Here is a 21683-nt window from a genome sequence, read left to right as displayed (position 1 = left end):
TATCAAATGCTGTGATCTCTCAATTCTTACTTTAAATTACAGGTAATACCAGCGCCCAGATAACCCAAATCATTTTTGACCACGTCATGATTTGAATCTTTTTGAAACAGCATATTAAACCTATCCTATGTCTATCAAAGTTGCCATACGGCATTATACCAAGTACGAATACGAAAAGAATATAAGTTTGGGGCCTCAGGTGATCCGTTTGCGACCTGCTCCGCATTCACGCACACATATCAAAGGTTATTCTTTGAACATCAAACCAGAAAATCACTTTATCAATTGGCAGCAGGATCCTTTTGGCAATTACTTGGCTAGGATTGTTTTTCCTGAAAAGGTCAAATATTTTGAAATTGATGTGGAAGTAATCGCTGATATGGTGGTGATTAATCCTTTTGATTTTTTTGTGGACGATTATGCTGATAAGTTTCCATTTGAGTACGATGAGAGTGTGAAGAAGCAGCTGGGCCCATATTTGGAGATCAAAGAATCGGATCCGCTTCTGATGAAATTGGTAGAAAAGGCCAAAGCTTTGATGAGAAAGGATATCATCACGGTGGATTATCTGGTAGCGATCAACACTATGATCAATCAGGAATTGCGCTATAATGTGCGAATGGAGCCAGGTGTGCAATCTTGTGAAGAATCATTGACTTTGGGGTCAGGCTCTTGCCGTGATTTTGCATGGTTATTTGTACAGGTTTTGCGACACGTGGGATTGGCATCAAGATTTGCTTCTGGTTATTTGGTTCAGTTGAAATCAGATGAGAAATCATTGGATGGTCCTTCTGGTCCGGAAGAGGATTTTACCGATTTGCATGCTTGGACGGAAGTTTATGTGCCGGGAGCTGGCTGGATAGGATTGGATTCCACTTCTGGATTGTTTGCAGGGGAGGGGCATATACCATTGGCTTGTACACCAAGTCCTCAGGATGCAGCACCTATTACAGGCATGGCTGAACCTGCGGAGACTGAGTTTTTCTTCAAAAATGAAGTGACTCGAATAGAAGAAACACCTCGGGTGACTAAACCTTATTCTGAAGAGCAGTGGCAAAAAATACTATCAGTAGGAGATAAGGTGGATGAGGATTTAGAAGCAAATGACGTGCGGCTGACCATGGGAGGTGAGCCTACTTTTGTGTCTGTAGATAATCAGGATGCTCCTGAATGGAATACAGACGCTGATGGCGAGCACAAGCGGAGTTTATCCAATATACTTTTTCACAAGCTAAAAGGAGAGTTTGGTAACGGAGCTTTGATGCAATATGGTCAAGGAAAATGGTATCCCGGAGAGCCTTTGCCTAGGTGGAAATTAGCTTGTTTCTGGCGAAAGGATGGTATTCCAATGTGGAAAAATGATGCGTTGATGGCTGATTTGTCAAAGGATTACAAGCTGACCCACAAAAAGTCAAAGACTTTCATCAATAATCTGGTCAAAGAACTAAATGTAGATCCGCTCAATATTACTCCTCTATACGAAGATCCTTTTTACTTTATCTGGCAGGAGGGAAAAGTCCCTGTGAATATCAACCCTGCAAAATATAACCTCAAATCTTCTTTAGAGCGGCAAAAGTTAGCCAAGCTTCTCAAAAAAGGACTGGGAAAGCCTGTGGGCTATTCGATTCCATTGGAGTGGGAATACGATCAAAATAGATGGCAAAGTTGTCGCTGGAAATTCCGTTCTAAAGAACTTTATCTAGTACCAGGGAATTCTCCTGCAGGTTTGAGATTGCCCTTGGACTCCATTGAACATACGGATCCAAAAGATGAGCCAATCAAGCCACAGAATGATTTGTTTGCTGAAGTCGGTGCACTTCCTTCCAAAACACGTTCTAAAGCGGCCAAACTTAAGCCTATCAATTCCAAGCGGATTTTCAAGACGACTTTGGTGGCGGAAGTTAGAGAGGGAAAACTTTTCGTATTCTTACCTCCGGTATCTTACCTAGAGCATTACCTGGATTTGGTGAATGCGATAGAAAGGGCCGCTCAGAAGCTTAAAGTACCGATTCTAATCGAAGGATACGATCCTCCTTCGGATAAGCGTATAGAAAAAATGATGATTACTCCAGATCCTGGGGTAATTGAAGTGAATGTACAGCCTGCAAAAAGCTGGAAAGAGGTGACACATAATTACGAAGTGCTTTATGAAAAAGCCCGTGAATCCCGTCTCATTTCTGAAAAATTCAATGTAGATGGAAAGCATACCGGTACTGGAGGGGGAAATCACATTACGCTTGGAGGTTCCTCGCCTGAAAACAGTCCTTTGCTGAGAAGGCCTGATGTGTTGAAGAGTTTTATCACGTATTGGCAACATCACCCTGCATTATCCTATTTATTTTCTACTCAATTTATTGGTCCAACTAGTCAGGCTCCAAGAGTAGATGAAGGACGAGATGATATGCTTTATGAGTTGGAATTGGCTTTCCAACAAGTTCCCAATGGTAATGAAAATGAGATCCCATTCTGGATGGTAGATCGGATTTTCAGAAACCTGCTGGTTGATATTACCGGAAATACGCATCGAGCTGAGTTTTGCATTGACAAGCTTTATTCTCCCGATTCCAGTAGTGGTCGCTTGGGTATTTTGGAATTCAGAGGCTTTGATATGCCGCCGCATTATCGGATGAGCATGGTGCAGTTGCTGTTAATCCGGGCCTTGATGAGCTGGTTTTGGAAACAGCCATACGATCACAAACTCGTGCGATGGGGGACTTCATTGCATGACAAATTCTTGCTTCCACACTATTGTGAAAAGGACATGCTGGAAGTGGTCAATGATCTAAAAGGGGCTGGTTATGATTTTGATATTGCTTGGTTTGACCCATTCTTCTCCTTCCGTTTTCCTTTTATTGGAGAGCTTCAATCGGGTGATATTCATATAGATATGAAGATGGCGATCGAGCCTTGGCATGTGTTGGGAGAGGAGATGTCGAGCTCCGGAACAGCTCGTTATGTAGATTCATCATTGGAAAGGTTACAAGTCAAAATCACAGGCTTGACTGATTCCAGATATCATTTGCTTTGTAATGGATATAGAATTCCACTGAAAAATACGGGAGTGCAAGGCGAGTTTGTAGCGGGAATCCGCTATCGGGCTTGGCAGCCTTTTTCTGCGTTGCACCCTACAATTGGGATCGATACTCCATTAGTGATTGACTTGTATGATACCTGGACAAAGAAATCTGTGGCAGCCTGTCAGTATCATGTAGTGCATCCAGGAGGCAGGAGTTATGACAATTTCCCTATTAATAGCAACGAGGCTGAAGCGCGGAGAATTTCCCGGTTCTTCGATTTTGGCCATACAATTACGCCTACACCAAATGAAGCAAAGACTGCTGTACAAGAAGACCATAAATCAGGTCGATATATTACTAAATCAGAAGGCCAAAGTCACTATGAAGCTACTGCTGAGATTATTAATCCTGAATTCCCCTACACTATGGATCTCAGACGGTATAAAAAACGATAATTGTTTATTATTTCACCCCCAATAAGTTCATTTTTGCGATATGATTGAGTCCTATCTTATTGACAAAATGTTCAATAATGCGCCATTTTTGGATGAAATGGCAACCGACCAAGGTAAAATCCATCCTCATTGGGAGAAAATTGCCAAATATTACGATCAGATAGGAACTGAGCGTATGGGGCAGTTTCATGAAGAGGTTGGTCGTCAGTTGCGTGAAAATGGCGTGACTTACAATGTCTATGGTGATCCCAATGGGATGAACAGACCGTGGATGTTGGATCCTGTACCTATGGTTTTCAGCAATGAAGAATGGGAAGGAATAGAGAAAGGCTTACTTCAAAGATCAGAACTTTTGAATCTGATTTTAAGTGATTTATATGGAGATCAAACTTTGATAAAGGAAGGTCATATTCCTTTTGAATTGATTTATAATCACGGCGGTTTTTTGCGACAGGCTCATAACATCAAGCTAGATGGTGAGCAGCAACTTATCCAGTATTCTTCCGATCTAGCTCGTGGTCCAAATGGCAAAATGTGGGTGCTTCACGATAGGACAGACGCTCCTTCTGGTTCTGGATATACTTTTGAAAATAGAGCTGCGATGACACGGGTTTTTCCTGATCTAATCCGTGAAAATCATGCCCGTAAAATCACCTCCTATTACCAAACGTTCAAAAACACGCTTAGTAACCTTACAACTAATAATAAGGAAAATCCTAGGGTAGTTTTGCTTTCACCTGGCCCTACTAATGAGACCTTTTTTGAGCATGCTTACATTTCGTCCTTTATGGGATTTACGCTTGCTTTTGGGGACGACCTCACTGTAAGTGATGGCTATGTGTGGCTGAAGACTATCAAAGGCCTTGAGAAAGTAGATGTAATTATCAGGAGAGTTGATGATGTCTTTTGTGATCCTCTGGAGTTGAAAAATGACTCTCACTTGGGAGTAGTAGGATTGATGGAGGCCGTGCGACAGCGAAAAGTATTGGTGATTAATCCATTAGGATGCAGGGTATTAGAGAATCCGGGCTTAATGGCCTTCTTGCCGAAAATTAGTAGGCATTTGCTGGGACAGGAACTTCTATTGCCTTCGGTTGCTACCTGGTGGTGCGGTCAGCCTTCAGCGTTGAAATACGTTTTTGAAAAGATAGAAACGCTCGTGATTAGAAATATCTATCGTGGTACCCAGAAAAAATCTGTTTTCGGAGGGGATCTATCCAAAGCCCAATTGGAAGCTTTGAAACAAGAAATTCGTCGTAGCCCGTACATGTATGTAGGACAGGAGATGGTTGAGTTTTCTACTTCTCCATCTTGGATAAATAATAAGTTGGAAGCTAGAAACGCCGTATTCAGAAGCTATGTGGTCGCTGATACAGAGAATAAAACTTACAAAGTTATGCCTGGTGGCTTGTCCAGAAGTTCACCTGAAAAGGGGGCCTTTTTGGTTTCAAATCAAACCGGTGGGATTAGTAAAGATACCTGGGTGCTTGGGAAAGGGAAGGATGTAGCTGTTCCTGTGACGAGAGCAATAAAATCTCAACCTTTGGTTAGAAACGTCCTGCCAAGCCGTACTGGAGAGCGATTGTTCTGGCTAGGGAGGTATCTAGAAAGATCGGCGTATTCCGTTCGACTGATGCGGATGACCCTACTTTCTTACAATGAAGCCGATGAGGATATTCATATAAATGAAAATCCTGTATTGAGCACATTGCTTCAAACACTCACCGTGATGACAGGTACCTTGCCTGGGTTTACCGTGAGAAAAAACCTGAAGAATCCAGAGAATGAATTGCTCGCACTCGTGCATGATGTGGAGAAATCAGGTAGTCTGGCTTATTCTATTCAGTCATTTCTTACGAATGCTTATGCAGTACGTGATAGATTAAGTCTGGATACCTGGCGGATATTAGACAGTATATCTGAAGAGCTTACTCAGATGCGTAAATCAGACACTTCGCTCATGCAGGCGTATCAGAGTTTGGATAATATGGTGGTAAAGCTGATGGCTTTTTATGGGTTGAATATTGACAACATGACCCGTGAACCTACTTGGCACTTGCTCAATATTGGTCGATTCATCGAGTCTGCTGCAAATAACTGCTTGATTTTGAAAGGTATGCTAGGTCAATCTTTCGACTCCGAATCGAATAAGGAGCTGATGGAAGATACACTACGATGCAATGAAAGTTTGGTGACTTATCGATACCGATATAGATCAAATCTGGAAATGCATGGCGTTTTGAGTTTGTTGATACTTCACGAAGACAATCCTAGATCATTGATTTACCAATTGTTGGAAATAGATAATCACTTGAAAACACTTCCGAATCAGGATGAAAAAGAGTATTTCAGCATAGAGCGTAAAAAACTACTCAAGGCAATAACCAAAATCAGGCTTTGTGATATTGAAGTTATTTCTGTTCCAAATGAGATGACTCAGGAATTTGATGAGATGACGGTTCTTTTAGATCAAATTATCGTGCTTCTTCATGAAACTTCAGATGCTATTTATGAGAAATACTTCAGTCATACAGACACGCGATATAGTATGATACAATCCTCAGTAATACCTGAAATATGATAGCTAACATGACTCAGCTAATCGAAGGCCGGATTTCCTATAATAGGACTAGTAGAAACAGATGAAATATAAGGTAACACATATCACAGATTATATCTATGAGTTTCCAGCGACACTATGTCACAATCTCATGTTTCAGATTCCGCCGGAACTTTCATTTCAAAAAGTACTGGAGTATACCTGCGATATTAGCCCAAAACCTAGCTCAGAGATCGAGCGGGAGGATTTTTTCGGGAATAAATACTTGTACTTTTCTGTAGAACGATCACATAAGAACCTAAGTGTGACGTCAAAAAGCGTGGTCGAGCTTTCATCTCCACCTTGGGCTTCTATCAAGCCTGCCGATACCATGCCTTGGGAAGAAGTAGTAGAATTGCTGCATTCGGTTAAATCCACCGCAGATATTCGCCAATATTACCTTGAATCGAATCATGTTCAATTCATTGAAGGCATAAGTGCATATGTCTTAAAGTCATTTACTCCAGGTAGACCAATTTTGGAAGCAGCTTTAGATTTAAATACACGAATCTTTAATGATTTTGCTTTTACTCCGGGCTTTTCTGACATCAGCACCCCACTGGAAAAAGTCTTTAAACACAGGAAGGGAGTTTGTCAGGATTTTGCTCACTTTTCACTCGCTTGTTTACGCGCGATTGGACTTTCAGCGAGATATGTAAGTGGTTATTTGGAAACCCTTCCTCCTCCTGGAAAGCCAAAGTTAGTAGGAGCAGATGCTTCCCATGCTTGGATAGCAGTCTATGTACCAGGACATGGATGGGTAGAATTGGATGCCACCAATAATCTTTTGGTGAATGATAAGCATATTCGGGTAGCTGTAGGGAGAGATTTCGCAGATGTAACACCTTTAAAAGGAATAGTGTACAGCGGTAGTAAGCAGGAAATGAAGGTAAGTGTTGATGTGAGGAATATAGAGGAAGGATAGGGAATCTTCACTTGAGGTAGTGACTTTATGAACTTTTCAATAGTATAATCATCACAGATCCAGCTATCATAATTGCAGAACCGATAACCTTTTTCTTAATATCCTTTTCTTGAAAAACTCGATAACCGAGAAGGACACTCACCAGAATGGAGAGTTGAAAGAGGGATAGTGCGTAACCAACATCTATTTTTTCGAAAACTAAGTTGGTTGACAGCTGCATAGTTCCAATACAAACAACCAAGAAAGTAAGCTTGCTGATCGTGTTCAACGTTAGATTTGAAATCTGATTTTTTTGATCAACCCTGAAAAGGAAGACCAAGAAATACGAGAATATTGCTCCAAAAATACACCATGAGATAAAGGCGATTGCCGGTGAAGAAGCTAGGATGACTTTTTTTACAAAAACGGCTTCAATCGCTGTAAGAACCATCGCTCCAATCCGATATTGTATTTCTTTGTTTTTCAGCAAAGCAGGAGTAAAACGCTCTTCTGTAGTATCTAGAACCAAATAACTTCCGAAGATGATGATTGCGATTCCAATAATTCCCCAAATATTTGGGATTTCTCCCAGTAGAACAAAGCCGAAAATCAAACCTACAATAGATTTATAGGAGTTGATTGGGCCTAGAATAGAGAGGTTTCCCTCTTGAAGCGCTTTGACCAAAAGTCCATTTCCTAGGGCTCCAAATATTCCTCCGAGTAGAGAATAAAACCAAAAGTCGTAACCAAGTTTACCAACTTTCACATAGCTGAAAGCAAGCAGGCAAATGCAAGAAAGTAGGAGGTAGGTCAGAAAATTGACCCAAAGCGGATGAGAACCTTCTTGAGTGATTTGTTTTTGAAATACATTTCCAACCGGGTTTGAGACAACCCTTAGAAAAACTGCAAGTGAAATGAGTAGTATTTCAGCCAAAAAGTTCTCAGTTTATCTAGATACGTGTTCATTAGAAGCTTTAATCCAATCGCTGCAGATACGAATTAACTCAGGTGACTGGGCGCTTATTTCTGCCTTATTATTAAAAGTTAGTACAGCCCTATCATTTGTTTTCCAGGACATCAACTTGGTGGGATCTTCGACAAGTCTATTTTTAGGTTGGTCCAAAACTTTTGCTCCCCGGTGGAGTATAAGCTGAATTTTAGTGGATGGATGAATTTTCATCGTGAACCTGTCCAGTCCTTCATGCATGAAGTTTGGGCCATTCCATTTGATGTTTTCTGATAATCCTAAACCCGATTGAAGAAATAGATTCCGCAAATAATCAATTTCTACTCTCATTGGATGATTGAGGGAATCCAGGAAATCCGTAACATCAGAATTAAATTGCATGAGAAGAATCGTTGAAAGTTATATCAGGATTTTATCCCCCAGACTTTTTGGCTTTGTACCCTGCGGATTGAAGGACTTGGACTACCTTGTCTCTGTGATCACCTTGAATCAGGATTTCTCCATCCTTAGCAGATCCACCGACACCACATTTGTTTTTCAGCAGTTTCCCCAACTCTTTCAAATCTTCCTCACTACCTATAAAACCTTCAATTAAGGTAACTTTTTTGCCCGCTCTAGCCTTTTTGTCAAGCAACACTTTTAGGTTTTGCTGATTTGCAGGCAGTGTATCTTCGTATTCATCATTTCCAGTTTGAAACTCAAAATCATCGCTAGTAGAGTACACGACGCCATCGCGCTTTTTCCAGTCGTTATTTTTTTTCGCCATATCAAATGAAAATACCCACCCCGAAGAGTAGGTATTCGTAACTAAATTTTTGAATTATTTTACTTTAAATGTCCAAACAGGACGCTTGGCATGGTTTACCACATCCTCGGCAATACTGCCGGTAAATAAATGAATAAGACCTGTACGACCATGAGTAGCCATTGCGATCAGGTCGGCATCGATATCTTCTGCAAATTCTACGATTCCAGATTCCTCGGAATCTGAATTGTATATCTCTGCCACGGCGTGCTTTATTTCGTATTTGTTGACAAAATATTTAATTCTAGCAGCCGATTCCCGAGTAGTTTCAAAGCTTCCAGGAGTATTGATCACCACTAAATAAAGATCAGCGTCAAACCATTCCTGAAGATTTTTTATACGTTTGGCTAATTCGTCCTGACCTTCTCTGAAATCATTTGCAAAAACTATTTTCTTGATTTTCTCTGGATTGGTAGTTGCTTTTATGGTCATCACAGGGCAATGCGAGGTTCTGACTACTTTTTCAGTATTACTTCCTATCAATACCTCTTCTATTCCGTCGGAGCCTTTTGATCCCATAATTACCAAATCAGGATCTTCATCTATAATAGCCGAAGAAATATTTTGAAAAGCATTTCCCAATACGATTTTCGTATTGAAGCCATACTTGCTTCCTGCATGCTTATTTTCCAATTCTTTGAATTGTTCCTTACGTCTATCCATCAGCTCAATGAAGAACATTTGGTTTTCCATTTCTGGCATTACTTCGCCTCCACCCATTGTTCCCATACCCGAAGAACTAGGCACTTCAACTACGTGTAATACTATAATTTCCACATGATCAAATTTGGATGATATCGTGGTAGCAAAATTCAGGGCGTTATTAGCTTGCTCTGAAAAGTCGTAAGGCACAAGTACTTTTGTCATGATAGTTGAGTTCATTGGTTTACCCCAAATTAGCCTTATTTAAAAGAATAGAAAAGGACTTTTATCAGCTTTTTCCTAAAAAAACTAAACCAATTCCGAATAATATCACCCAAACCAAGGTGCTGAGTGCCATTTTTTTGAGATTGGGATCAATCGCTTCTGAATTCTTTCCTTTCTGTACACTTATGCCAATGCGGATCATTAGCGGGAAAAGCGCTAACGCCAATAAAGTAGTCCACTCTTTGGTGACAAAGGCAAATATCAACAGGCAATAATTGCCCCCTAAAATCAAGAACCAATTGTAAATATTTGCAGCTTTTCTTCCTATTCTCACAGGAATAGATTTTTTACCAGCAGTGGTGTCTGACTCAATATCACGGATGTTATTGATGTTTAACACAGCTGTGCTGAATAATCCCAAAGCAATCCCGATCCAAATGATGGAATCATCCCATGTCAAACTATGGAGGAAAAAGGTGCCAAAAACACCGAGCAAACCAAAGAATATAAACACCGAAATATCTCCCAATCCTGCATATCCGTAGGGATTATTTCCTGAAGTGTAAGAAATAGCTGCCCAGATGGCGGCCAATCCTAATCCCAAAAATATCCCGAAAAGCACCCAATCCTGAACAGCAAAATAGAGCAAAAGCAGACCTGAAATCAATGCCAAAGCCCCAAAGAGATACATGGCTTTTTTCATTTCAGGTAAAGTAATCAAACCAGATTGTACTGCTCTCATCGGGCCTTGGCGATCCTGATGATCAGCCCCATGAACGGTATCTCCATAGTCGTTGGAAAGATTTGACAGGATCTGCAAAGAGATGGTAGTCAAAGAAGCGAGTAATAAGATTTCCCAACGAAAAACCTCTTTGTATACTGCCAAAAAAGAACCTGCAAAGATACTTGCTAGGGCTAGTGGTAATGTACGAAGCCTGACCGCATGCAGCCAGGCTTCTTTTTTTGTTTGAATAGCTTGTTTCACTCAGTTCGAAATCTTCTATTAGGCATTTATAAGATCTAGTATTTCCTGATCCAATGGCGATACTTTGGAAGGGAAATAGTTGATAAGCTCGCCTTCTTCATTTAGAATGTATTTGCAAAAATTCCAGCTAGGTTCTTCGTTGTTCCAGCCATTCTGCTTAGCATCTGAAAGCCATCTGTAGATAGGGTGCTTGTCGTATCCTTTTACAGAAACTTTCTCAAACATTGGAAATGTCACACCGTAGTTTTCAGAGCAGAAAGATTTGATTTCTTCATTTGATCCAGGCTCCTGACCGCCAAAATTGTTAGCTGGGAAGCCTAAAATCACGATTTTGTCGCTGTGCTCTGCATAAAGTTTCTGCAATTCTTCGTATTGCGGCGTATATCCGCATTTGGAAGCGACATTGACTACCATCACTTTCTTTCCCTTGAAGGAGCTAAAATCAACTACCTCACCATTTAGATCTTTCATGGTGAATTCATAGAATGATGGTGCCATAGTTTCTTCGGATAATGAGGGCGATTTTGCCTTTGAAATATGTGCCTTACTAATGGTATAAGCACCCACAAGTAATACAAGGCATCCTAGAAATAATAACTTCTTCATAATTACATTCGTTCTGGTACAGCGATTCCAAGTAGTTGCATTCCTTTCTTGAGTGTTTTGGCAGTGTGTGCAGAAAGTGCCACCCGGAAAGCAAGGATTATAGGATCATTTTCAAGAAATATAGGAAGATCCGCATAGAATCTATTGTATTCCTTCGCTAAATCGAAAAGGTATTGTGCTAAAATTGCGGGGGAATAATCCAATCCGGCTTGAGATATTTTCTTTTCGAAATCATTCAATAAATAAATCAAACTGGATTCTGATTCCTCGATTTTCGAAATCTTAGAGAAATCAGCGTTTTTGAAGTCTACACCTATCTGTTCCGCTTTTCTCAAAATAGAAGCGATTCGTGCATGGGAGTATTGGATAAATGGCCCGGTATTTCCTTGGAATTCAATGGATTCCTGCGGGTTGAACAACATTCGTTTTTTAGGATCCACTTTTAGCAAGAAGTATTTCAAAGCACCCATTCCTAGAGTTTCATAGAGTTCAGCTGCCTGTTCCTCATTGAAGCCGTCAATTTTACCAAGTTCTTTGGTGTGCTGAGCGGCAGTGTCCACCATCTCTTGCATCAAGTCATCAGCATCTACTACGGTTCCCTCTCGGGACTTCATTTTACCTGTTGGCAAATCTACCATGCCGTATGATAAATGGTAAAGTCCTTCTCCATATGGACGGCCTAGTTTACGCATAATCTTAAACAAAACATCAAAGTGGTAATCTTGCTCATTACCAACTACATATACTGACTTGCTTATTCCAAAATCATCGTACTTCAAATCAGCTGTACCCATATCTTGAGTGATGTAAACAGAGGTTCCATCACCGCGAAGAACCAGTTTTTCGTCCAGTCCCTCATCAGTTAAATCCACCCAAACCGAGCCATTTTCTTTTTTGAAAAATACTCCTTTTTCTAACCCTTCGGTAACTATGTCTTTTCCTAGAAGGTACGTATCAGATTCGTAGTAATACTTGTCAAAGCTGACTCCCATACGTTTGTAGGTCTTTTCAAAACCAGCGTAAACCCAGGTATTCATTTGCTTCCAAAGTGAGACAACTTCCTCGTCATTAGCCTCCCACTTGCGAAGCATTTCCTGAGCTTCAAGGAATAGAGGAGCGTTCTTTTTTGCCTCATCTTCAGATTGACCTTTCTCCTTCAGTTCAGCAATTTGCTCTTTGTATTTCTGGTCAAAGATCACATAATATTTTCCAGCTAGATGATCACCTTTCAATCCGGAAGACTCAGGAGTTTCTCCATTCCCGAAATGCTGGTATGCCACCATCGACTTACAAATGTGAATTCCTCGGTCATTTACCAAATTGGCTTTTATGACTTCGTACCCATTTGCCTCCAGGATGTTTGCGACCGAAAATCCCAAAAAGTTATTTCTGAGGTGACCGAGATGGAGTGGTTTGTTGGTATTTGGCGAAGAATATTCCACCATCACCTTTTGACCGTTTGCAGGAAGTTGGCCTATGTTTTCGTTGGCAAATAGCCTTTGGAAAACATCCACCCAGATTAGGTTATTGAGTTCTAGGTTCAGAAAACCTTTAACAACATTGAAACCAGCAACTTCAGCCACGTTTACTTTCAGGTATTCACCGATTAGATTAGCTGTAGCTTCTGGGGTTGCTTTGGAAACTTTCAGGTAAGGAAAAACCACAAAAGTGTAAGTTCCTTCAAATTCCTTCCGTGTAGGAGCGAGGCTGATCTGATCTATTGGTAGATCGTGATTGAAGATATTCTGAAAGGCAAGCTGTATGCCGTTATGTATTGATGCTTGTATGTTCATGTTTTTTTTGAGCCACAAAGAGCACGAAGGTTCGCAAAGGTATTATTTAAAAAGGTCTTGGGCCTTTAGTGTTGATTACTCTTTTGATACCGTATTTTAATTTTGAAACATTAAAGTTTATGATCAACCCTAACTTGTACTTTCCCATTTTTAAGTAATTAATAGTTTGGGCTACGTGAACGTCAGAGATTTCTTTGACTGATTTTAACTCAATAACCAGTTTGTCTTCAATCAATAAGTCGATTTTATACCCTAGGTCAATTGAAATTCCGTCAATCAAAATTGGCATATTCTTTTCCACTTCCACATGCAAACCTAAGTTTTGCAGTTTTATTGCTAAAACTTTTTTGTAAACATTTTCGAGCAAACCTGGACCAAGCTGGGTATGAACATCAATTGCCGCACCTAGTACAATGTTTGATAGTTCGTCTTCATTCAGATCTTTCATTAGCTCCATCTTTGTGTCACTTTGTGCTCTTTGCGGTTAATAAACTTAAAAATTATCTACCAAAGACTTTACTGTTGCTTCGAGAACTTCGAAAGCGTTTTCGGCCATCAGATTCTCCGAGTCAAGGGTAGGATTCACTTCTACGATCTCCCAGCAGCATACTCGCTTATCCTGAATCAGTTTGACATTAAGTTCTATCGCTTCCTGTACAGTCAAGCCATCTGGAACGGGAGTACCAGTACCCACAGAGATGGAGCTATCCAAACTATCCACATCAAAGGAAATATAGATTTGATCGCAATCTTTCAGCGTTTCCAACGCTTCAGCAGAGATTTGATCAATCCCCTTTGAACGGACTTCCTGAGTACTGAAATTTTTGATTCCGTAATTTTTGATCAGATGATCTTCCGGTGCTTCGGTATCGCGTACCGTGATGAATACGATATCCTTGGGATCAATTTTTGGAGATTCACCGCCGATAGCCTTGATTCGTTTCCAGAGAGCCAAAGTCTCTTCTGAGGGTTCATTCACCTGACAATCCATGTTGTCCAACTGAGAAACCATCGCCAAGGGCATTCCATGCATATTTCCGGAAGGAGTGGTGAATGGTGTGTGTAAATCTGCATGCGCATCTATCCAAATCACTCCTAAACGCTTGTCCGGGTCAGCAGCTTTGATACCCATGATAGTGCCTGCCGCAGTGCTGTGATCTCCCGCCAAAACGATAGGAAATTTCTTTTCCATCCGTAGTGATTCGATGGTGGAATAGACATTTTTCAATACCTGATAAACTCCATCGATGTATTTAGCATGGGGAAAATTGTTGCCTTTCCATAGGTAATTATTCGCGTCAGGAACGTTGATAGGATCAAACTGAGTGAAGAAGTCAGACTTCTTATCCAAGCTGGCAATTTTCAAAGCATCAATCCCCATACTTGCTCCACGGGTTCCTGCTGCTATCTCAGATCGTACTTCTACTAGTTTTATATCACGCATTCTCAGGGGAATTTAAAGTTATATTGGGTTGGGTAAAGCGAGGCAAAAGTAGTTAAAAATGCCTTTAAATGATCAATAATCAAAGTTCAATTGACACTGGACAAAGTTCAAATTTTAAAATTATAGAAATGCCAATTTATTAGATTCTAGTTTTTCCCGCAGATTCTCGGGGATAAGGGTAGAAGATTTCTGCGGATCTGATAGTCTAGTAAGTGTTAATTTCCCATTAGTTAAATCCGCGTAAATCTGCGGTATTTAGTTGCGCACATCGGCGGGAAATCAAGACGAATTATAAGATTTTACCTCAAAATCAATAGTTTTGAACTATGCCTATTTCATCTAAACTTCCCAACGTAGGGACCACGATTTTTACTGTAATGTCCAAGCTTGCAAGTGATTGTGGAGCTATTAATCTTTCTCAGGGTTTCCCTGGCTTTGATTGTGATTCTGGATTACTTGATTTGGTAGATAAATACATGAGAGCTGGACACAATCAATATGCTCCCATGAGTGGAATACCTGTTTTACGTGAGCGAATAGCTGAGAAAACTAAGTTGGTCTATGATGTTGACTTGAATTCAGAAAATGAAGTAACCGTTGTTTCGGGAGCTACTGAAGCACTTTATGCGGCGGTGACGGCTGTAGTGAAGCGGGGAGATGAAGTTATATTATTTGATCCAGCCTATGATTCTTACGCCCCAGCTATAGCATTGAACGGAGGAATTCCTGTTTATGTCTCGCTTGAAATGCCTGATTTTTGTGTGGATTGGGAAAAGGTGAAATCAGCAATCTCAGATAAGACACGCTGTATCATGGTGAACACCCCGCACAATCCAAGTGGCTACGTTTGGACACAAGAGGATTTGGACACCTTAGCAGATTTGATTCAGGACAGAGATATTTTAGTTGTTAGCGATGAAGTTTATGAGCATATCACGTTTGACGGGAGGAAGCATTTATCACTTTTGACTCACCCAGTTTTGAAGGAAAGAACTTTTGTCTGTGGCTCTTTCGGGAAGACTTTTCATGTGACGGGGTGGAAGATTGGTTTTTGTTTCGCTCCACCTCAACTCACAGCAGAATTCAGGAAAATTCATCAGTTTTTGACATTCAGCTTGGCTCCTTCATTACAGTATGCTTTGGCAGATTACTTGGCTGATCCAAATCGGTATTTGAGTTTGCCAGATTTTTACCAGCAGAAACGGGATTTGTTCTGTCAAGGACTTAAGGAGAGCCCTTTTAAGTTTACCCCAGCCCAAGGAAGCTTCTTCCAAATGGTGTCCTATGCACACCTTTCCAAAGAATCAGATTATGATTTGGCTGTTCGCCTTACCCAGGAAATAGGAGTGGCGAGCATCCCTATCTCCGTGTTTTTCTCTAATAAGAAAGATCACAAGATTCTTAGATTTTGTTTCGCAAAGAAGAATTCAGATCTTTCTTTGGCTTTGGATAAAATTAAAGAAATTAAATTATAGTCTAATAATCAATCTGTTATGGATAAATAGATTAGCATTATTTAATAACCCTATAAATATTATAGGGAATATAGGATAATATAAAAATCACCTCTATATTTGGCTTATAGTTTAATTCTAAAACTCAAAACAATGAGCGCATTACCACAAATAAAACCTTCATCCATAGAACAGGTGAATGTATTGGCCAATGGATTTTCTAAAGTATCTGCTAATCAGAAGGAAATCGTGAAGATTTTCAATCAAAAAGCTGGAATGGTAATGCAAGGGATGTGCAAGTTTGAGCAGGATTTTGAGTATTTATACCCGTTATTTAGGGGCTTAAGTGAAGCAGGAAAGCCAGCTAGTTTGAATTTGCGGTTTTCTTCTTCTGAAAAATCGGTTTATTTTCACTATCCATTATCCAGCCAGATTGAGGTGTCTCTTTTCTTTTCACAGTTGATTTTGCATTTACAAAATGAAGTGAAATTCAAAAAAGTACTGAAAGAGGTGATTGTGAACAGAAATCAATTTAAATCCGAACAATTTTTGCTACAAAATGCGATGATGGATTCAGCAGTAAATTAAGAAATCATTACGATTCATTAATAATAGGGACAGTCTTCAGGGATTTGTCCCTTTTTCATTTGAATTCATCCGATAAAAAGCAATTTTTGTAGGGCTTTAACACCAATTATTTTTGCAAATGAATACATACAAGGATCTGATTGAGCAGACATTTGATTTTCCAACTAAGGAATTTAAAGTTGAAAACAATGAACTGCATTTCAATGGAGTGAATATGATGGAGATCATAGAAACCTATGGTACTCCGCTCAAACTTTCTTATTTGCCCAAAATCTCTGAAAGTATTCAGAATGCGAAGACGTATTTTAAGAATGCGATGGAGCAGCATGATTATAAGGGTAATTATACTTATTGCTATTGCACCAAGTCTTCTCATTTCAGCTTCGTGCTGAATGAAGCGCTAAAAAATGACATTCATATTGAGACTTCCTCGACTTTTGATATCCCTTTGGTGAGAAGTCTCTATGCCCAAGGAAAAATCACTAAGAATACGTTTATCGTTTGTAACGGTTTCAAGCGTGAGCTTTACAAGCAATACATTACTGAGTTATTGAATGACGGTTTTGTAAACTGCGTGCCGGTTTTGGATAATTTGACAGAGATCGATTATTACCTGGAGCATGTGAAAGTTCCTTTCCAGGTGGGGATCAGAATCGCTGCAGATGAGGAGCCAAAGTTTGGGTTTTATACTTCTAGATTAGGTGTGCGATACAATGATATCATCAAACTATACGAAGATAAAATCAAGGATAATCCGAATGTAAGCCTGAAAATGCTTCATTTCTTTATCAATTCCGGAATTAGAGATACAGCGTATTACTGGTCGGAATTGACACGTTTTATCCAGAAATATGTGGATTTGAAAAAGATCTCACCAACATTGGATTCCATGGATATTGGAGGCGGTTGGCCGATCAAGACGAACGTCTTTTTCGACTATGACTACCAATACATGGCGGAGCAAATCGTGAAGAATATCAAGTGGATGTGTGGTAAAAACAACACCGACGAACCTAATATTTTCACGGAATTTGGAAGCTATACAGTAGGAGAGAGTGGAGCAGTGCTTTATTCTGTTTTGGAGGAAAAGCTTCAAAATGACAAGGAGCTTTGGTATATGATAGACGGCTCATTTATTACGCAATTGCCTGATAGCTGGGGTCTTAACCAGAAATACATCATGTTAGCCGTAAATAACTGGGATGCTGAGTATCATAACATCAATCTCGGTGGCTTGACTTGTGATAGCATGGATTATTATAATTCGGAAGCTCACCAATTCAATATTTACCTCCCAAAACCGGAGAAGAAAGTTCAGTATTTAGGCTTCTTCCATACAGGGGCTTATCAGGAATCGCTCGGAGGATATGGAGGTATTCAACATTGTTTGATTCCTGCACCTAAACATGTGTTGATTGATAGAGATGAGGACGGAAATGTTACCCATCGACTTTTCGCAGAAGACCAAACTGAGGAGAGTATGTTAAAAACTCTGGGATATTAAAATTTAAAACCGCTCCCGAAAGAGAGCGGTTTTTTTGTGCCTATTTTTCAAAACCCGAGTTGTCCTGCTTCTCCAGAAGCTGGACTTTTTTTGGATTCAGCTGCTTCTGGAGAAGTAGCATAACAACAGATAGATTTTTTATATGGTATATCCTATTTCTCTAAAATCAAAAATGTATCCATGTGATTTTTGACCAAAACTTTTATCTTAGTGGACTAACCCAATTTTAACCTAATGACTTCATTCGCAGCTAGATTACTGTGCTTTTTGCTTGCTATAGGTTGTATTCATTTTTCTAGCTACTCTCAAACAATTTCCGGAACAGTAAAAAATGCAAAAACTGGAGAGGCTATGCCTTTTGCAAATATTTTCATCAATAATACCACCTTAGGAAGTACCACAGATGAAGAGGGTAATTATCGAATTGCAGGAAACCTACCAAGAAATGTGGAGCTTGTAGCATCTTTTGTAGGGTACGAGACTGCTACTAAGACACTGAATCTTTCTGGTTCTGTCACAGTGAATTTTAAATTAGAACCATTGGAATCTATGCTTACAGAGGTTCAGTTAAAAAGTAAAAGGGATAAAAAATGGGAACGTGATCTACGTCGATTTAAGGAAGTGTTTTTGGCATTACCGGATGACCCTTTTGCTTCTCAGCTTGATATTAAAAATCCTTGGGTGCTGGACTTTGAAACTGTAAAAGCAAATGGGCCTAACTATGTTCACGCTACTGCACAGGAGCCATTGAAGATTGTAAACAATGCTTTAGGCTACGAGGTGACTTATTATTTGAAGGATTATCGTTTTTATCACCACCAGTCTAGCTACGTTGGATTTGTGTTTTTTGATTCTCAGGATTTAACTGATTCAGTTGATCAAGCCAAAGTGGAAATTAATCAGGTAAGTAGTTATATGGGGTCAATTAGACACCTGTTAAAATCAGTTTTGTTGGCGAAGGTGTATGAAGAAGATTTCCAGATTTTTGAATTACTTCCTGTAAATCATTTTAGAGTGCGTACAAATGTGTTTTCCGAAGAGCTTGACCAATCCATAAAACGGGTGTTTGCCGATTCTATTCAACGGATTCCTTTAGAAAATGGGAATTATAGAGTCATATGGCCTTTTGATGCCGAAATTATTTATGGAGGGAAATCCTGGGTAAATGATTATTATTCTGATGTTTATTCTCCAATTAGCTGGGTTTCTGCTCCTTTAGGCTACTTTGATATTGATCGTAATGGAATTCCAGTTAACCCATCTCAAGTAATATTGTCCGGATATATGGGTAGGCAGCGAATGGGAAGGTTTTTGCCACATGACTACATGCCTTCTGAAGGATTAGATAGATATAGATACCTAGCAGAAGTTGATAGTACACAGTTGAGGTTTACTCGGTGGAATAATCTGAGGGAAAAGCCTTACATCACTACCAATAAGCCTTATTACTATCCTGAAGAGACGGTTTGGCTAGGAGGACGAATGCTCTATCAAAACCCAATCATGTCAGATACCTTGAGCAGAGTATTATATGTGGACTTGATGAATGAAAAATTGGAGTTGATTCAGTCTCAAGCTTTTCCGATTGCGAATGGAAAGATTTCAGGTGCTTTGGTTTTACCTAAAGAACTTGAATCTGGTGATTACTTTCTTCGGGCATATACTGAGTGGATGCGCAATTATCCTGAACGGGATATTTTTCTAAGAGCACTTCCAATTTTGGATAAAGAAGAAAATGTTCAAGCGGTGGCAATTACAAATCCTGATCTTTTTGGGGACCTCACTATCTATTTGAAAGACACTGTATTTTATAGAGATCCTGTAAAAGAAATGGAATTTCAACTGTCGTTTCTGGATGAGACGGAGGAATTGACAGATGTGCAGTTTACCATTTCTTTGACAGATGCCGACTTGGTTTCGACGGTTCCGGATCAGACTACGATTTTAAAAGCAATAGAATGGCTGGATGAAAAAGATGCTCCAAGGAATCTAACGCTTGGCAACCATCAGATAGAGTTTGGGATTACTGTAGAAGGCCAATTCACCAAAGACAAAAAGCGTGATCCTGTGATCAATCCCATCACCATTGTCAGAGATGATTTATCGGATTACGGAATAGTGAATACTGATTCTTCGGGGTATTTCCGTGCCACAGGATTGTATTTTATGGACACGGCGACGATTTCAATAGCAGCTTTGGATTCAAAGCAAAGACATTATGGATCGGTGACCCTCAATGAAAAAAGCAAACCCGCTTTTAAAGGCTCCATTCCTAAACTCAGCTATGATACCTATGTGAGAAAAATAGATGATTTAAGATTTGATGTTTCGGGGGATTATGTGCTGCTGGAGGAATTTGTGAAAGAGGATGCGATAATGGAAACGATGGAAGAAAGGAACTATGGTTATGGAACACCTGATAGAGAGATTGGGGAAGATAGGTTAGCGACGATTTCACCAGAAGCGTTGGCTGGATACTTAGGATTAAAGCGAGGAGGGAAAAGTATTGGGAATTATAATTTTGGATTAAACGCTTCAAATCCCCTGTTAATAATCGACGGAGCTCAGTATCCTTTCTTGAATAATGAACAGTTTGATGCGATTATGAGCTCATTTATTCCAGCGGAATTGGAGTCAATTAAAGTATATACTTTCAATGCCACCTCTTTTGGAATGGCAGGATTTGGAGGGGTAATTATGATTACCACTAAAAAAGGCCACAGATTCGAAGCTACGGAACAAACAGCATTTAACTCTTCCGAATTTCAGCAGTTTAAGATTCGTGGCTTTTCCAGAGAGATACCTTTTCCTGATAGCTATGAGAACGATCAAGCACTAGAAATCAAACCTACACTGTTTTGGGATGCAAATGGAGAAACTGATAAAGGCATCTACACTTTTAAAGTAAAAATCCCTCAAGCTCTCAAGCAGATGAATTTGAGGGTTGAGGGAGTTACAAAGGACGGTATGGCCTTTGAAAAGACATTTGAAATAGCGGTGAAGTAATAGTACTTATTCCGGCAATCTGCTTTTGAGCATGTTGATTTGTCCCATGTGATTAGCCTGATGCTCCATCACATGGAACCAAGCCCAGTGATTATCTGTCTGACCTCCTTTTGCAAGCTTCGCAAACCATTTATCGTCTTTCTCTTTAAGGGTTTCCAGGGTTTTTTGGCGAACCTGCGCCCATATATCCAAGTAATATTGGATTGGTTTTCCTACATATTCAGCTCTTGCCTCATCGCCTAGGTTCAAAGCAGTTTCCCATTTCTCTTTTTCTTCCTCATTAAATCCTCTGCCTTCAAAAGTATAAGTTTGGTAGTAAACTTCCGTAGCGGCCAAGTGCATAATCATTGCTCCGATTCGGTTGGCTTTCTCATCTAAGAGGAAATCTGTCTGATCTTGATTGAGTCCCTGGGTACTATGAATAATTCTTGCTCTAAGGTTTTCTAGCATAGAAACCATTATTCCTGTATCATGATCGTATCCTTTTGGAGGGTTCATCGTGTTTTGTGCAAAGAGCAAGGTTGAGCTAAGCAAAACCAAGGAGAATAAAAGAGAAAGTTTTTTCATAAGGATAAAAGTTTGTGAGTCAGCAAAATGCTTATTAAATGAGAAATCCTAGAATGGAAAGGTCCAAACCAGTGATTCCTAACTTTCTGTATTCCATAAATAAGGTTATAGTAGGTTTTTTT

Annotated in this window: 17 protein-coding genes; 7 read left to right on the top strand and 10 right to left on the bottom strand. The window is 39.8% G+C overall.

Annotated features, from left to right (window positions below; genetic code table 11):
• Positions 1-127 precede the first annotated feature (127 nt).
• The 3 genes from AACZ87_RS03660 (at position 128) to AACZ87_RS03650 (ending at position 6996) form a co-directional block, all read left to right on the top strand.
• Positions 128-3472 (top strand): transglutaminase family protein, encoded by a 3345-nt coding sequence (locus tag AACZ87_RS03660; RefSeq protein WP_339864957.1) that lies wholly within the window; start codon positions 128-130, stop codon positions 3470-3472.
• Positions 3473-3512: 40 nt separating this feature from the next.
• Positions 3513-6053 (top strand): circularly permuted type 2 ATP-grasp protein, encoded by a 2541-nt coding sequence (locus tag AACZ87_RS03655; RefSeq protein WP_339864955.1) that lies wholly within the window; start codon positions 3513-3515, stop codon positions 6051-6053.
• 61 nt (positions 6054-6114) lie between these two features.
• The gene (locus AACZ87_RS03650) at positions 6115-6996 is read left to right on the top strand and encodes a transglutaminase family protein (protein WP_339864953.1); all 882 of its coding nucleotides are present in this window, start codon (positions 6115-6117) and stop codon (positions 6994-6996) included.
• Positions 6997-7021: 25 nt separating this feature from the next.
• Here the strand turns inward: AACZ87_RS03650 and AACZ87_RS03645 are convergent, their stop codons facing one another.
• The 9 genes from AACZ87_RS03645 to rocF form a co-directional block, all read right to left on the bottom strand.
• Positions 7022-7909: a DMT family transporter gene (locus AACZ87_RS03645; RefSeq protein ID WP_339864951.1), complete on the bottom strand. Its 888-nt coding sequence runs from the start codon at positions 7907-7909 to the stop codon at positions 7022-7024.
• A 12-nt stretch (positions 7910-7921) separates the two neighbouring features.
• Positions 7922-8323, bottom strand: a complete 402-nt coding sequence (locus AACZ87_RS03640) for a DUF1801 domain-containing protein (protein WP_339864949.1) — start codon at positions 8321-8323, stop codon at positions 7922-7924.
• Positions 8324-8354: 31 nt separating this feature from the next.
• Positions 8355-8708 (bottom strand): translation initiation factor, encoded by a 354-nt coding sequence (locus AACZ87_RS03635; protein ID WP_339864948.1) that lies wholly within the window; start codon positions 8706-8708, stop codon positions 8355-8357.
• A gap of 54 nt (positions 8709-8762) precedes the next feature.
• Positions 8763-9614 carry a universal stress protein gene (locus tag AACZ87_RS03630; RefSeq protein ID WP_339864947.1) on the bottom strand — a complete coding sequence of 284 codons (852 nt, stop codon included), beginning with the start codon at positions 9612-9614 and terminating at the stop codon, positions 8763-8765.
• 64 nt (positions 9615-9678) lie between these two features.
• The gene (locus AACZ87_RS03625) at positions 9679-10599 is read right to left on the bottom strand and encodes a 1,4-dihydroxy-2-naphthoate polyprenyltransferase (RefSeq protein WP_339864945.1); all 921 of its coding nucleotides are present in this window, start codon (positions 10597-10599) and stop codon (positions 9679-9681) included.
• A gap of 18 nt (positions 10600-10617) precedes the next feature.
• Positions 10618-11205 (bottom strand): glutathione peroxidase, encoded by a 588-nt coding sequence (locus tag AACZ87_RS03620; protein WP_339864943.1) that lies wholly within the window; start codon positions 11203-11205, stop codon positions 10618-10620.
• 2 nt (positions 11206-11207) lie between these two features.
• Entirely contained in the window at positions 11208-12998 is a 1791-nt protein-coding gene (gene argS, locus AACZ87_RS03615) for an arginine--tRNA ligase (RefSeq protein WP_339864941.1), read from the bottom strand.
• A 46-nt stretch (positions 12999-13044) separates the two neighbouring features.
• Positions 13045-13446, bottom strand: a complete 402-nt coding sequence (locus AACZ87_RS03610; protein ID WP_339864939.1) for a GxxExxY protein — start codon at positions 13444-13446, stop codon at positions 13045-13047.
• 45 nt (positions 13447-13491) lie between these two features.
• Positions 13492-14442, bottom strand: coding sequence for an arginase (rocF, locus tag AACZ87_RS03605; RefSeq protein ID WP_339864937.1), 951 nt, complete (start codon positions 14440-14442; stop codon positions 13492-13494).
• A gap of 326 nt (positions 14443-14768) precedes the next feature.
• On the opposite strand from rocF, the gene AACZ87_RS03600 reads away from it, so the two are divergent.
• From AACZ87_RS03600 to AACZ87_RS03585, 4 genes are all read left to right on the top strand, one after another.
• A complete protein-coding gene (locus tag AACZ87_RS03600) occupies positions 14769-15917 on the top strand; it encodes a methionine aminotransferase (RefSeq protein WP_339864935.1) in 1149 nt (382 codons plus the stop codon).
• A 132-nt stretch (positions 15918-16049) separates the two neighbouring features.
• Positions 16050-16484: a hypothetical protein gene (locus AACZ87_RS03595; protein ID WP_339864933.1), complete on the top strand. Its 435-nt coding sequence runs from the start codon at positions 16050-16052 to the stop codon at positions 16482-16484.
• 118 nt (positions 16485-16602) lie between these two features.
• The gene (locus tag AACZ87_RS03590) at positions 16603-17988 is read left to right on the top strand and encodes an arginine decarboxylase (protein ID WP_339864931.1); all 1386 of its coding nucleotides are present in this window, start codon (positions 16603-16605) and stop codon (positions 17986-17988) included.
• A 234-nt stretch (positions 17989-18222) separates the two neighbouring features.
• Positions 18223-20994: a carboxypeptidase-like regulatory domain-containing protein gene (locus AACZ87_RS03585; RefSeq protein ID WP_339864929.1), complete on the top strand. Its 2772-nt coding sequence runs from the start codon at positions 18223-18225 to the stop codon at positions 20992-20994.
• Positions 20995-21000: 6 nt separating this feature from the next.
• Here the strand turns inward: AACZ87_RS03585 and AACZ87_RS03580 are convergent, their stop codons facing one another.
• Positions 21001-21561, bottom strand: coding sequence for a DUF664 domain-containing protein (locus tag AACZ87_RS03580; RefSeq protein ID WP_339864927.1), 561 nt, complete (start codon positions 21559-21561; stop codon positions 21001-21003).
• Between the last annotated feature and the right edge of the window lie 122 nt (positions 21562-21683).

The sequence above is a fragment of the uncultured Algoriphagus sp. genome (genome assembly GCF_963974365.1).
Taxonomy (GTDB): domain Bacteria; phylum Bacteroidota; class Bacteroidia; order Cytophagales; family Cyclobacteriaceae; genus Algoriphagus.
Note: the sequence above shows the minus strand (reverse complement) of the source record. Positions and strands in the feature narration are given on the sequence as shown.

Bases quoted from the DNA above. Each gene is read 5' to 3' on its own strand.
- AACZ87_RS03660 (WP_339864957.1), top strand. From the start codon at position 128: ATGTCTATCAAAGTTGCCATACGGCATTATACCAAGTACGAATACGAA.
- AACZ87_RS03655 (WP_339864955.1), top strand. From the start codon at position 3,513: ATGATTGAGTCCTATCTTATTGACAAAATGTTCAATAATGCGCCATTT.
- AACZ87_RS03650 (WP_339864953.1), top strand. From the start codon at position 6,115: ATGAAATATAAGGTAACACATATCACAGATTATATCTATGAGTTTCCA.
- AACZ87_RS03640 (WP_339864949.1), bottom strand. From the start codon at position 8,323: ATGCAATTTAATTCTGATGTTACGGATTTCCTGGATTCCCTCAATCAT.
- AACZ87_RS03635 (WP_339864948.1), bottom strand. From the start codon at position 8,708: ATGGCGAAAAAAAATAACGACTGGAAAAAGCGCGATGGCGTCGTGTAC.
- AACZ87_RS03630 (WP_339864947.1), bottom strand. From the start codon at position 9,614: ATGACAAAAGTACTTGTGCCTTACGACTTTTCAGAGCAAGCTAATAAC.
- AACZ87_RS03620 (WP_339864943.1), bottom strand. From the start codon at position 11,205: ATGAAGAAGTTATTATTTCTAGGATGCCTTGTATTACTTGTGGGTGCT.
- argS (WP_339864941.1), bottom strand. From the start codon at position 12,998: ATGAACATACAAGCATCAATACATAACGGCATACAGCTTGCCTTTCAG.
- AACZ87_RS03610 (WP_339864939.1), bottom strand. From the start codon at position 13,446: ATGAAAGATCTGAATGAAGACGAACTATCAAACATTGTACTAGGTGCG.
- rocF (WP_339864937.1), bottom strand. From the start codon at position 14,442: ATGCGTGATATAAAACTAGTAGAAGTACGATCTGAGATAGCAGCAGGA.
- AACZ87_RS03600 (WP_339864935.1), top strand. From the start codon at position 14,769: ATGCCTATTTCATCTAAACTTCCCAACGTAGGGACCACGATTTTTACT.
- AACZ87_RS03595 (WP_339864933.1), top strand. From the start codon at position 16,050: ATGAGCGCATTACCACAAATAAAACCTTCATCCATAGAACAGGTGAAT.
- AACZ87_RS03590 (WP_339864931.1), top strand. From the start codon at position 16,603: ATGAATACATACAAGGATCTGATTGAGCAGACATTTGATTTTCCAACT.
- AACZ87_RS03585 (WP_339864929.1), top strand. From the start codon at position 18,223: ATGACTTCATTCGCAGCTAGATTACTGTGCTTTTTGCTTGCTATAGGT.
- AACZ87_RS03580 (WP_339864927.1), bottom strand. From the start codon at position 21,561: ATGAAAAAACTTTCTCTTTTATTCTCCTTGGTTTTGCTTAGCTCAACC.